The 13,074-nt window shown below is 48.6% G+C and carries 11 protein-coding genes; 6 read left to right on the top strand and 5 right to left on the bottom strand.

Features of this window, described 5'->3' with window-relative positions:
• Nucleotides 1–60: 60 nt before the first annotated feature.
• Complete coding sequence (locus OC538_RS09715; RefSeq protein WP_262174799.1) at nucleotides 61–1,869, top strand: mechanosensitive ion channel; 1,809 nt, start codon at nucleotides 61–63, stop codon at nucleotides 1,867–1,869.
• A gap of 472 nt (nucleotides 1,870–2,341) precedes the next feature.
• Here the strand turns inward: OC538_RS09715 and OC538_RS09710 are convergent, their stop codons facing one another.
• From OC538_RS09710 to OC538_RS09690, 5 genes are all read right to left on the bottom strand, one after another.
• A complete protein-coding gene (locus tag OC538_RS09710) occupies nucleotides 2,342–2,974 on the bottom strand; it encodes a response regulator transcription factor (RefSeq protein WP_262174796.1) in 633 nt (210 codons plus the stop codon).
• A complete protein-coding gene (locus OC538_RS09705) occupies nucleotides 2,952–3,995 on the bottom strand; it encodes a sensor histidine kinase (protein WP_262174793.1) in 1,044 nt (347 codons plus the stop codon). The genes OC538_RS09710 and OC538_RS09705 overlap by 23 nt, the downstream gene beginning before the upstream one ends.
• Nucleotides 3,992–4,693 carry a cell wall-active antibiotics response protein LiaF gene (gene liaF / locus OC538_RS09700; RefSeq protein WP_251693136.1) on the bottom strand — a complete coding sequence of 234 codons (702 nt, stop codon included), beginning with the start codon at nucleotides 4,691–4,693 and terminating at the stop codon, nucleotides 3,992–3,994. Before liaF ends, OC538_RS09705 begins: the two co-directional genes overlap by 4 nt.
• A 309-nt stretch (nucleotides 4,694–5,002) precedes the next feature.
• Complete coding sequence (locus tag OC538_RS09695) at nucleotides 5,003–5,641, bottom strand: PspA/IM30 family protein (protein ID WP_262174788.1); 639 nt, start codon at nucleotides 5,639–5,641, stop codon at nucleotides 5,003–5,005.
• 13 nt (nucleotides 5,642–5,654) lie between these two features.
• Nucleotides 5,655–6,008 (bottom strand): ABC transporter permease, encoded by a 354-nt coding sequence (locus tag OC538_RS09690; protein WP_251693140.1) that lies wholly within the window; start codon nucleotides 6,006–6,008, stop codon nucleotides 5,655–5,657.
• Nucleotides 6,009–6,208: 200 nt separating this feature from the next.
• Here OC538_RS09690 and OC538_RS09685 point away from each other — a divergent pair, with 200 nt between their 5' ends.
• The 5 genes from OC538_RS09685 to OC538_RS09665 all read left to right on the top strand — a co-directional run bounded on the left by OC538_RS09685 (nucleotide 6,209) and on the right by OC538_RS09665 (nucleotide 12,842).
• Nucleotides 6,209–7,357 carry a thiolase family protein gene (locus OC538_RS09685; RefSeq protein ID WP_262174786.1) on the top strand — a complete coding sequence of 383 codons (1,149 nt, stop codon included), beginning with the start codon at nucleotides 6,209–6,211 and terminating at the stop codon, nucleotides 7,355–7,357.
• Between the two features lie 24 nt (nucleotides 7,358–7,381).
• Nucleotides 7,382–8,152 carry an SDR family NAD(P)-dependent oxidoreductase gene (locus tag OC538_RS09680; RefSeq protein ID WP_262174782.1) on the top strand — a complete coding sequence of 257 codons (771 nt, stop codon included), beginning with the start codon at nucleotides 7,382–7,384 and terminating at the stop codon, nucleotides 8,150–8,152.
• Between the two features lie 12 nt (nucleotides 8,153–8,164).
• Nucleotides 8,165–9,313 carry an acyl-CoA dehydrogenase family protein gene (locus OC538_RS09675; RefSeq protein ID WP_262174780.1) on the top strand — a complete coding sequence of 383 codons (1,149 nt, stop codon included), beginning with the start codon at nucleotides 8,165–8,167 and terminating at the stop codon, nucleotides 9,311–9,313.
• A 108-nt stretch (nucleotides 9,314–9,421) separates the two neighbouring features.
• Nucleotides 9,422–11,044: a long-chain fatty acid--CoA ligase gene (locus OC538_RS09670; protein ID WP_262174777.1), complete on the top strand. Its 1,623-nt coding sequence runs from the start codon at nucleotides 9,422–9,424 to the stop codon at nucleotides 11,042–11,044.
• A gap of 514 nt (nucleotides 11,045–11,558) precedes the next feature.
• Nucleotides 11,559–12,842 carry a DUF4139 domain-containing protein gene (locus tag OC538_RS09665; RefSeq protein WP_262174776.1) on the top strand — a complete coding sequence of 428 codons (1,284 nt, stop codon included), beginning with the start codon at nucleotides 11,559–11,561 and terminating at the stop codon, nucleotides 12,840–12,842.
• Nucleotides 12,843–13,074 lie beyond the last annotated feature (232 nt).

Genomic DNA, 13,074 nt, shown 5'->3' with positions numbered 1-13,074 from the left:
GCCCTCCACGTTTATAGGAATAGTCACTAATAGACTATCTAAATGAATGGAGGACACGGAATGTTTAGAGATATGTATTTTGCCAACATGCTTAGTTGGCTGCCTGAATTGATTCTCGGGTTGGTCATCCTGCTAATCGGCTTTTTCATTGCGAAAGCAGTGGAAAATGCAGTGCACAAACGTTTGAAGAAATCCAGAGTCAATGAAAGGCTGGACGTTAAAGAAGGTAAATGGAATGTGGAAAAGATCATCAGCAAAGTCTTCTTCTTCGGTATCCTTCTATTAGCATTCCTTCTCTTCTTTAACATCATGAATGCATCGATGATCGCAACACCGTTCATGACAATGTATTCCGGAATAGGCGGAGCGGTTCTGAGCATCTTGAAAGCGGCGCTCATCCTGCTTCTAGCTTGGGTTCTTGCATTGATTGTCAAGAAAGTGATTTTGGCAGTCGGCGGCAAGATGAAGCTTAACAAGTACGTGGCGAAAGTAGGAGGCTCCCCAGATGAAGTTGACAAGTCGAAATGGGTCGAAACGGCAGCGAACATTGCGTTCTATGTCGTCTTGCTGCTATTCGTGCCGGCTGTCCTTCATGCGCTTGGCTTGAGCGGAATTAGCGGGCCATTTGAAGGAATGTTGGAGAGCTTCATGAACTTCATTCCGAAACTTGTAGGAGCGGCGTTGATTTTTGTGGTTGGATGGGTTGTCGCGAAAATCGTCCGTACGATTGTTACGAAGCTGCTTGAATCGGTTGGTGTAGACCGGTTTGCACATAAGTTGAAATCCTCTTCAAAAGGGACAAGCATTTCAGGAATTATCGGTACAATTGTTTTTGTCCTCATTATGCTGCCGGTAACGATTTCCGCCTTGGAAGTATTGGATCTTGAAGGGATTTCTCAACCAGCTATTGCTATGCTGAACGACATTATGACGATGCTGCCGAAGATTGCGGTAGCCGTTGTCCTTGTATTAGTAGGCATCTACTTGGCGAAATGGGTTAAACGTGTCGTCGTGTCCTTACTGAAGAACTTAGGCATCGACTCGCTCTCCGGTAAAATGGGTGTGCGAGCCGGGGCGACAACAATCTCATTCTCTCACATTATCGGAACGATTGTTCAAGTAGTTGTCATCTTATTGTTCGTCGTTGAAGCGCTTCAACTGCTTCACCTTCGCTTCATGGTGACGCTCGCAACAGGCATCTTTGCATACTTGCCGATGGTCGTTGCAGCTGTCGTCATTTTAGCAATCGGCTTCTGGCTTGCGAACCTTGCTGAGAAATTTGTCGGAAGCATTATGACGACGCAGTCAGGTGCTCCTCACGTATTGCGCTACGTAGCGAAATATGCGATTCTCGCGTTTGCATTCTTCATGGCATTGAGCCAGCTCGGCATTGCACCAGCAATCATCAACGCGGCATTCATCCTCATCCTTGGGGGTGTCACATTGGCGTTTGGACTTGCATTCGGTTTAGGTGGACGTGAGCATGCTTCACGCTACTTGACGAAAATGGAAAGCAGCTTGCAAAATGCAGATGTTTCCAAAGAGAAATGGGAGCAGGAGAAGAGCGAGATGAAGCGGGAGGCGAAGCAATCCGCGACTAACGCTCAACAGGCCGTAGATCGAACGGCGAAGGAAGATCATGTACCACCTGTCGGCAATGGCAGCGGCTATCCGACCGGTCGGGATTATGAACCGCGGACAGGCAACCTGCCATCTGACGAGCTGCCACTGTCTGACCCGGCAGACTCGAATATGACAGAGGCGTTCGATGAGAATGATCCCTCTAGATATAACCAAACAAACAAAGACGGCTACAATACGACGGATCCGGGTGAAGACTACCCATTCGATCCGAACCGCGGTAATTAATAAACGTGAAACTGCCCCATCCATCGGAAATCCGGTGGTGGGGCAGTTTTTTTATCTAATGAAAGAAAGTTATGGCGCATTGTTGTCGAGTTATGCGCGAGTTCGGAGGGGTTATGACGCAATCTCGGCAAGTTATGCGCGAGTTCGACATAGTTATGCGCGACTTTTCCATAGTTATGCTCATTTCGTTACTGTACCTATGCAGGAAACTCTCCTACGCTAGAATTTCTCGTTCCTAGGAGAAGAGTTCTCATTCTACACAGGAAAGTTTCCGTTCCTAGGAGAAGAGTTCTCGTTCTACACAGGAAAGTTCTCGTTTCTAGGCAAAGAGTTCTCGTTCTACACAGGAAATTTCTCGTTTCTAGGCAAAGAGTTCTCATTCTACACAGTAAAGTTCCCGTTCGTGGAAAAAAACTTGGGAAGTTTACACACAGATAAGCCGCACACCCATTCCGGGACATGCGGCATCCATTCATTCAACCAAATCATTCTTAAACGCATAAATCACAGCTTGCGTCCTATCCTGTACCTCAAGCTTCGATAACAGATTGCTGACATGTGTTTTCACCGTTTTCAACGCAATGAACAAGTCGTCAGCGATCTCCTGGTTCGTTTTCCCTTTTGCCAATAAAAGAAGAATCTCTAATTCGCGCTCCGTCAGATCATTATGAAGGCGATGTCCATTGCCGGACCGCATCTTCTGCATCATTTTCGACGTCACTTCAGGCTCCAATACGGTTTGGCCTTTCAACGTATCGCGTATGGCCTCCGCGATCCGCTTGGCATTCGAAGTCTTCAATATGTAGCTAATGGCCCCTGCTTCCAGTGCCGGATAAACTTTGTCGTCATCAAGGAAACTGGTGACGATGACGATTTTCGCTTCCGGCCATTGTTTGATAATCTCGGCAGTCGCCTCTGCGCCGTTCATTTCCGGCATGACCATATCCATTAATATAATATCCGGCCGTAATGCTAGCGCCTTCTCGACAGCTTCTTTCCCGTTGACTGCTTCGTCGATGACTTCCATATCGGGCTGCGTCTGCAAATAAGCGGACACACCGATTCGCACCATTTCATGATCATCAACCAATAGAATCCGAATCATCCGGTTCATCCCCCTTTTTTGTCGGCAATTTCACTTCCACTATTGTGCCTTGCGAAGGGACTGAAACGATTTTGCATGTACCGCCGATTTCAATCGCCCGTTCCTTCACGTTTTGCAATCCATACGAACCGCCTTTGCCGTCCGACTCCTCGAAACCGACTCCGTTATCCTGCACTCGGAAAATGGCAAGGTCGTCGCGTTCGACGAATAGGACATCGACTTCCGTCGCCTGCGCATGCCGCAACGTGTTCGATAGCGTTTCTTGCGCTATCCGGAAAAGGTGGTCTTCAGCTCCCTTAGACAAAGAGACTTCCTCAAGTCGATAACGGATATCGAACGTAACCTTCTCTTTTAATTCGACTAACAGTTCCTCAAGACCTTCCGCAAGCGATTTGTTATTCAATGCCGCTGGTCGTAAATGAAGGAGCAGTGCCCGCATTTCGAGCTGCGCCTGCTGTATCATGCGTTCCACTTGAAATAGCGGTTTTTGCATTGTCTGTTCATGCTCCTGTTCATTTATGGCAGACATGAGCATCGAAGCGGCAAAAAGCTGCTGGGAAACGGAATCATGCAGCTCACGTGCGAGTCTCTGCCGCTCCTGTACAATCCGTTCCTGTATCAATTTATCTTGGGCTTCCGCACGTTCATCCGTGATCCGTTGCAAGCTTTTCCGTTGTGTCGTCAAAATATTGGACACGTCTTCAAGCGTTCTATCAATCTTCGGGGAAAACGATTTTGAGACTTTTACAATCTCTTCATTTTGAACTAACCCTGTCAGCTGTTGTTCAATCGCCTTCACTTTGGAACGGCCGATGCCGCCCATCCAACCTGCAATAATTGAACCAAGCGTGATGCAAGTCAAAATGATCCAGGCTCCTAATGGTACGTTCGCATATTGGATTTCATAGAAGAACAACCAGCTTTCATTCAACGGAACATCGACGAGCGTGTAGAAATACAATGCCGCAACTCCCGTGAAAATGAATGATAAAAAGAGGCTGCGACCAAAGAAGTTCTTCATTTCCGCACCACCTCAATATCCCCGATCCATGTGGAAAGGGAAATGATCAGCTCGGCCCGGTCCCCGATGTCCGCGTCGTAGCCATCCTTAAAATGAAGCGTCTCATTGATCATCCGCTTCGGACTGATATCAAGGATCCGCGCTTCGCCAAACAACGTATTGTAATGGATGCGCACGGGGATTTCGTAAGGCAGGTCAATCTTGATCCGCCCGAACCCTTGCCGAATGGCGATGAATGACGTCCCTTTCGGAAGAACTGTGTCGGTCACATCAACATGGATATCCCCGAAAAAACCTTGGATTTGTACGTCTTCCCACTCATATGAAGAGAAGGGGGACGCCTGGACAGAAAACCATTTGTTTTTCCAAATGCCATTCGGCGTCTCCTTTTGAAACTCTTTCAACGGACGCATCATCTGCTCCGCAGGAATCCCTTTCCACAAGTGGAATAAAACATAAATGAACATGGCGAGCAACAACAGGCGTAAGCTCCACAAGGTCAACAGCGCCATAACAATGAAGAACAGCCCTAAAAAGGCCATCCACTTCGAACGTCTCTTGAACCCGAAATAAGTCAATCCGGCACCGAGAAGGAGGAAGATGATGTTGCCATTCGCCAGGAAAGCAGATTCTATGAAAACGAGCAAAAGAAACGCAGCTATCCAAAATGTCATCTTATTCGTATCCATTTGTTTCATTCTAATGCCCCCTTCTTGATGTCAGATAGAAAAGGGAAGGCGGACACCTTCCCATGTAACTAATGTGAGTGATCATAAATCGTTGTAAGTGATCATAAATCCCGTTGAGTGATCATAAACCGTTGCAAGTGATCATAACTCCCGTCGAGTGATCATAAACCGTTGCAAGTGATCATAAATCCCGTTGAGTGATCATAAACCGTTGCAAGTGATCATAAATCCCGTTGAGTGATCATAAACCGTTGCAAGTGATCATAAATCCCGTTGAGTGATCATAAACCCTGCAAATGAAACCTACGCACTTCTATATTACACAATTTCCGCCTTGTTTGCGGCATTTTTCTCAAGCAATTCCAATCTGCGCTCCATCGAAGACGCTTCATACTCGCGATTGATCTTGCCGCCAAGATTTTCGATATATGCATTCATTTCCTCGACGCTTGAAACTTGCTTATCGCCGTTTTCAGGGGAGATGAATTGATCCATGCGGCGATGGGCGCGTGTGACGTTTTCTTTGCCCATCAATTGCAACTGGCGGACCTTCATATCTTTCACTTTATGCTTCATTTCTTCAAATTTCCGTTCCAACGCAATCAATTCTTGCCCCGACTGCGTAATGCTAGCCGCCAACTCGTTCGCACGCGTTTCGTAAGCAATCACCTCATCTTGAGCAAACGCGACTAAATCCTCTTCGCCCATCGACTGCGCAAGCTCCAATTGACGGCGGCGTTTTCCGAGCATCGCTTCCGCTTCTGCAAACTCCTTCTCTAGCTCGACTTTCAACTTCCCTTGGCGCTCTAATAGCTTGCCAACCGATTCTGTCTGTTTTTCCGCTTCTTTGATGTATTGATTCAACATCGCAATCGGGTTTTTCGATTCCTTTTTATCAAGCGCTGAATGCAAGTCAGCTTGCACCGTGTATTTCAATCTGTTCCATAAACTGTTCATTGTAGTTTCCTCCTCATTTTGTAATTTCATCCCATTGCCGTTCGAAGTTGACGAATGGGTCGTCTGAATATGCAGCTTCAATTACATTTTCGTTTGTACGCTCATTCCATTTACGCCACACATAGTAAACACCAAGCAACGCGATGATGCCGATGAATGCCGGCACGTTTGAAACAGCTGTCACCAAACCGATGAGCAACACCATTCCCCAGAACAGCTTCAGGAATGTCGAATCACTCTTCCTGTAATAGTGGAACCCTGCAAAAGCGATCGCACCTGAAATGGCAAGTGCCAGAATCGACCCTAAGTTTGCGAGAACAACGATTGCCGCCACTATGCCGAGAATCGCAAGACCAAATTTTTTCATATTGTTGTTCCTCCTTTCGTTGTATCTACATCTTACAATGGGCACCGACTCTCCCAAACGGCCGCAAAGCGGATTTCCATCTACGACTTGAGACCGATTCTGTTCTAGGGACACCGAAAAATGCTATGGATATTGGGAGCGCTTTCAGGTAAGCTGTAACTATATGAACTATCAATTAATTCAGAGAATGAGGTGCCGATATGAGAGAAGTAGTCATTGTCGAAGGGGTACGGACCGCTGTCGCAAGACGAAAAGGTGGTTTTTCGGAATATCGACCGGACGAGCTGGCGGCTGTTGTCCTTGAAGAGCTGGTAACACGTGCAGGAATCGATAATAGCGATATAGAGGACGTCATTTTAGGCTGCGTCACTCAGTCGGGTGAACAAGGGGGCAATATTGCGCGGACGGCGGCCTTGATCGCAGGTTTTCCGGTCCATGTGCCGGGAGTCACAATCGATCGGCAATGCGGGTCGAGTCAGCAGGCAGTCCACTTCGCCTCGCAAGCGATTGCGTCAGGCGATATGGCCATTGTCATTGCCGGCGGCGTCGAAAGCATGACGAGGGCGCCGATGTTCTCGAATATGGGGGATGCCAAACCAAGTCCCAAGCTGATGGAAAAACATGAAATCATCAACCAAGGCCTTTCCGCGGAACGCATCGCCGCGCAATGGGGACTGTCCCGTGAAGAACTCGACCGTTTCGCATACGAAAGCCATCAGAAAGCGATCCGGGCCATCGAAGAAGGCAAATTCGATGACGAAATCGTGCCGGTTGCTGTGAATCGCGTCGATGGTGAAGTGGAAACCGTTGCAAGGGATGAAGGCCCGCGTCCAGATTCAACACCTGAAGTACTTGCCGGCCTCAAAACAGTGTTCGATGAAAATGGCGTCATCACCGCTGGAAACGCCAGTCAAATGAGTGATGGCGCATCCGCTGTCCTGCTAATGTCTAAGGAAAAAGCAGAGGAACTCGGCTTAAAGCCGCTTGCGAGGATTGTGGCGCGTACAGTTGTCGGCTCCGATCCAACATTGATGTTGACCGGTCCGATTGAAGCGACTCGGAAAGTCTTGTTGAAGGCGGGACTATCTATAGAGGATATGGACGTCTATGAAGTGAATGAAGCATTCGCCCCTGTGCCGCTCGCCTGGTTGAAGGATACTGGAGCGGATCGAGAGAAGCTGAACCCGAACGGAGGCGCAATTGCACTCGGTCATCCACTCGGAGCGACGGGCACGAAATTGCTCGTGTCGATGGTGAAGGAACTGCAGCGTACGGGTGGAAGATACGGACTGCTCGCCATTTGCGAAGGGATGGGAATGGCAAACGCGACGATTATTGAAAGATTATAACGTTACATACAGGGGGACAGACAGATGGAAATGCATGAAATCATAGCGATTGTCACGGGAGGAGCATCCGGTTTAGGGGAGGCGACGACTCGAAGGATTGTGGAGGCCGGTGGTAAAGTCGCTGTTTTTGATATGAATGAAGAACGTGGCAAGATGTTGGTCGATGAGTTAGGGAAAGATCATGTTTTATTCCTGAAAACGGATGTGGCGAACGCTGAAAATGTCGAGGTGAACGTAGCTGAAGCTGTATCGGTGTTCGGAAAGGTGAATGCCGTCGTAAATTGCGCAGGGATTGCAACCCCTGGGAAAGTCGTTTCAAAAGGCGGCCCAATGATCCTCGACCGTTTTGAGCAAGTGATCCGCGTCAATTTGACAGGAACTTTCAATGTCATCCGGGTGGCGGCCGCCGCCATGATGGGCAATGAGCCGAATGCGGAAGGAGAGCGGGGCGTCATCGTGAACACCGCATCTGTTGCGGCATTCGAAGGGCAGATCGGACAGGCGGCGTACAGTGCTTCAAAAGGAGGTGTCGTCGGAATGACATTGCCGATTGCCCGTGAATTTGCCGGATTCGGCATCCGCGTCATGACGATTGCGCCCGGCCTCGTGGAAACGCCACTATTCGCGGGACTCCCGGATCCTGCGCGCAATGCGCTTGAGGAGTTGACGCTATTTCCTAAGCGGCTCGGACGTCCGGAAGAATATGCGAAGCTTGTGGAAAGCATCTTCACGAATCCGCTATTGAATGGGGAGACGATCAGGTTGGATGGAGCGATAAGGATGCAACCGAAATGAGGGGGGTTACGTATGACGCGTTATCGATTTGAAACAGATGAACATGTCCTATTCCGGGAGACGCTACGAAAATTCCTAGCGAAGGAAGCGGTGCCCCACTACGAACAATGGGAAAAAGACCGGCTCATTCCCGTCAGTTTTTGGCGGAAGCTTGGGGAAATGGGGTTCCTTTGTCCGCAAGTGGAAGAGCAGTATGGCGGTCTCGGGCTCGACTTCAGCTATGGGGTCATCATCGGGGAAGAGATGGAACGGGTCGGAGCAGGCTTAACGGGGGTCGGCCTGCATAATGACATCGTCGTTCCGTACATCGAATCATATGGGACGGACGAGCAGAAGAAGCGTTGGCTGCCGGGATGCATCACCGCCGATTTCATTACAGGCGTTGCGATGACGGAGCCTGGAACCGGTTCGGACCTCGCCAACATCCGGACGACTGCCATAAAGGACGGCGATCATTATGTCGTGAATGGACAAAAGACATTCATTACAAACGGTGTGAATGGCAATCTGTTCCTTGTCGTCGTGAAGACGAATCCGCAGGCGGAACCGAAGCATAGGGGAATCAGCTTGCTCATGATTGAGGAAGGCACACCTGGATTTACGAAAGGCCGGAAGCTCGATAAGGTCGGCATGCATTCGCAAGACACCGCTGAACTGTACTTCGAGGATTGCCGGGTGCCTGTTGGCAACTTAATCGGCGGCGAAGGAAAGGGCTTCAGCTGTCTGATGGAAAAGCTTCAGCAGGAAAGGCTGCTCGTCGCATTGTCCGCACAAACAGCTTCAGAGGATATGCTCGAAATGACGCTTGATTATGTGAAATCACGGGAGGCGTTCGGCAAGCCGATCGGTTCATTCCAAAACACGCAGTTCAAGCTTGCGGAAATCGCGACGAAGGTGGAGCTCGGCAAAGCGTTTCTTGAATCGCTCATTGAGGACCATTTGTCCGGTAAGGACGTCGTGACGAAAGTGTCCATGGCGAAATATTGGATCACCGAAACGGCACGTGAAATCTCCGCGGAATGCATGCAGCTGCATGGAGGATACGGCTATATGGAGGAGTACAAGATTGCACGAAGGTACCGCGATATTCCGGTTGCATCGATTTACGCGGGGACGAATGAAGTCATGAAGATGATCATCGCGAAGAATATGGGGTTGTAAATAGAATAGCAGGAAGCTTGTCCGCATAGGATTGTGGAGGCGTAAGTGAATACTGGGGATGGTTGTACATGTTTCACACTATAAAAGCGCAAAAGGGGAGCGATTCAAATGATGCAAACACCATTACTACTATCATCGTTCATAAAAAGGGCCGAGCAGTTTTTTCCGAACAAACTGATCATCTCGCGCACAGGACCAGACATGATTCATCGAATTTCCTATCGGGAATGGGCGAAGCGGACGAGGAAGCTGTCGAACGCCTTGACGAAGCTCGGGATGAAACACGGAACGAAAGTGGGGACTTTCGGATGGAACCATCACCGGCATTTGGAAGCGTATTTCGGAGTGCCAAGTACGGGCGCAATCCTTCATATGGTGAATATCCGCTTGGCACCGGAGCATATCGCGTATGTCATCAATCATGCAGAAGATGAGATTTTACTAGTGGATGATAACCTTTTCCCGCATCTTGAAAAGCTGGCACCGTTCTTGAAGACGGTAAAGCATTACGTAATCATGGGCGACAGCACTGATGTGCCGGAAACAACGCTTGCAAATGTCCATTCCTATGAAGCATTGCTGGCAGAGGCATCAGATCAGTATGACTATCCGGAGGACCTGGATGAAAACACACCTGCCGGAATGTGCTATACATCCGCAACGACGGGCAATCCGAAAGGGGTCGTCTACACGCATCGAGGTATAGTCCTTCATAGTTTCGCGCTCGGATTGGCGGACGCGATGGGACTGCGTGAAAGTGATGTAATTATGCCGATTGTCCCGATGTTCCATGTCAATGCGTGGGGCATGCCATTTGCTGCTGTTTTCTATGGTTCTACGCAAGTCCTGCCAGGACCAGGTTTCAATCCGCAACTTATCCTTGATTTGATTGAACAGGAAAAAGTGACCCTGACGGCAGGGGTGCCGACGATTTGGCTGGCGGTTCTGAAGGAGCAACAGCAAAATCCGCGTGATCTATCATCGCTTCGAGGAATTGTAAGCGGCGGCTCTGCATCTCCGAAAGGATTAATTCGTGCGTTCGAAGAGGGGCTCGGCGTGCCGTTCTACGTCGGATATGGGATGACAGAAACATCCCCGCTCGTCAGCTTATCGGTCTATACGTCCGGCATGGAGGACTTGCCGATGGACGAACGGATCGATATCCGGGCGCTGCAAGGGTTGATCATGCCAGGGCTTGAAGTGAAGATTGTGAATGAAGACGGCGAGGTGCCGTGGGATGGCAAGACGATGGGTGAACTTGCGGTCCGCGGTCCTTGGATTGCGAGCGAATATTATAAGGACGACCGGACGGCAGAGGCGTTCAAAGACGGTTGGCTTTACACGGGCGATATCGCCGTCATGACGGATATCGGCTACTTGAAACTGATGGATCGGACGAAGGATTTGATTAAGAGCGGCGGGGAATGGATTTCATCCGTTGACCTCGAAAATGCGTTGATGACACACGAAGCTGTATTCGAGGCGGCCGTCATCGCTGTTCCGCACGAAAAATGGGTGGAACGCCCGCTTGCCTGCGTTGTCTTGAAAGAGGGAAAAACTGCCGATGATGCGCTAAAAGCCGAACTGCTCAACTACTTGGAAGGCCAATTCGCGAAGTTATGGGTTCCGGACGACGTCGTGTTCTTGGATGAAATCCCGAAAACATCCGTCGGCAAGTTCCTGAAAGCCGCCCTGCGTGAAAAATTGAAGGGGCATGTGTTGGAAGTGTGATAAGGTGCCACTCGCTTTTGACAGCGAGTGGTTTTTTGATGGTGTTTTCTAGCGGAATCCCCATATTTATGACGAATCGGTGGTAACGTCGGGAGAATCGGTTGTAAATGCGGGAGCAGCGGTGGTAAAGTACTTTGCATCGGTGGTAAATACCCTCGAATCGGTGGTAACTATGGCTGAGCGGTGATAAACCTCTTCTGAGTGGTGATAAACTCTGTCTAAGTGGTGATAAAGAGGTCGCGAACGGTGATAACTCAGTTCTAAGTGGTGATAAAGGATTTGACTATTAAAATCAATCTTGAACTAACTGTTTTAAACTTGAATTGTAGTCAAACGGTGATAAACTCCTCCGTTTCGGTGGTAAACGTCCGCGAGTCGGTGATATCGCCCTGCAAATCGGTGATAAACTTTATTCCACCCCACCGCATTAATTCGACCAGAAAAGGGAATAGCGTATAGGGAGCATAATTATGGAACGCCCAGAGGAATGTTCAATCACATAGGAGGTTTTAATATGCTGAACAGAATTCCGAAATCCGAGACGACAGCTTGTTCCCTTACTGTTTACAATGATGGTTTTGCGCTGGTGAAAGATACACGTTCCATTCCGCAGTTTGCGGAAAATGACGAGGTCCATTTTGTCGGGGTGGCAAGGAAGCTGAAGCCCGATTCCATCATCGTTGAAGGGGTGGATGTATCGGAGCTTGTGTATGAATATGACCTGATGGATGAGTTGAGGATTTTTGAAAAATATCTCGGCCGTCAATTAATTATCAAAGATCCGTACACCAAACAAGATCGGGCGTACACGCTGCTGCGCGGTAATGGGCCGGTTGTTATGCAAGACGTTGAAACGAAGGAAATGATCATCAACCCGAAAGGTGAGCTGCGATTCCCGGAAATTGAAGGCGGGAATCATGTGGAGCCGACACTCGTCTGGAAAGTAGCCGAGCAGCGAAGCAATGAAGTTTGTGTATCGTATTTGACGGGTGGTGTTACATGGGAAGCGGATTATGTCATATCCATGCATGGCGATCGTTTTGACATGTCGGGTTGGCTGGCGATGAAGAATTATTCCGGCGTCTCTTTCAAAGATGCGAAACTTCGCCTTATTTCCGGGACACTAAACAAAGCGGGCAATGAAAACGAAGAGAAGAGCGCTGAGCTTTCGAGGCGAGAAAAGAAGAAGACAGAAGCGTTTTCCGATTTCCATACGTACACATTCCCGAAGGCAATCGACTTGGAAGACCGTCAACAGAAACAGCTGCGGCTTCTGTCATCCTCCAATTCAAAAGCGCGTATTATCTATGAAATCAATGAGCAGACTTCGAATCCTGATATCTTCATCGAATTCGATAATACGGCGGAGAACGGTCTCGGCATTCCGTTGCCGGCGGGCGTTTTTAAGATGTACCGGACGAACCCGGATGATGGCAGTGCTGAATTCATCGGTGAATACGCAATTAAGCATACGAAAGTGAATGAAAAAGTCCGTTTAAAATCGGGAGAAGCTTGCGACATCGAAGTGAAAGCGAAAAAAACGGGCAAATACAAAGAAGGCGGATACGAGTATACCGAATACGAATACAGCATTTGCAATACGAAAAGCACTCCGGTCGAAGCGGTCATCCGCCAACCGGTACCCGGCCACTTATGGACTGTGGATGAATCGACGCATGAATGGCAGAAGAAACGAGATAAGATTCTGCTGCCTGTCCATGTTCCTGTGAATGTCGAGGAGAAAGTGAAGTTCACAATCCGACACGACCGATCCGCGAGAAGAACAATTGGTTTCTAACGAATAGCAATTCGTGCTATGCTTATATGTGGAAAAGCACCCGGAGCTGGGGATAAGACTAGCATTCGGGTGTTTTTTTATTCACATGTGGATAATATTCATTCAAAAACGCCATTTTTTCAGAAATTATAAACATATAAACAATCTTACCCACAATTTTCGGTGCATAAGTCGATTTTTACGGACTTATCCACTACATTCACATTCATACTCTGCATTTTTCTAACGTACA

The sequence above is a fragment of the Saccharococcus sp. Marseille-Q5394 genome (assembly GCF_946901335.1).
Taxonomy (GTDB): domain Bacteria; phylum Bacillota; class Bacilli; order Bacillales_A; family Planococcaceae; genus Sporosarcina; species Sporosarcina luteola_C.
Note: the sequence above shows the minus strand (reverse complement) of the source record. Positions and strands in the feature narration are given on the sequence as shown.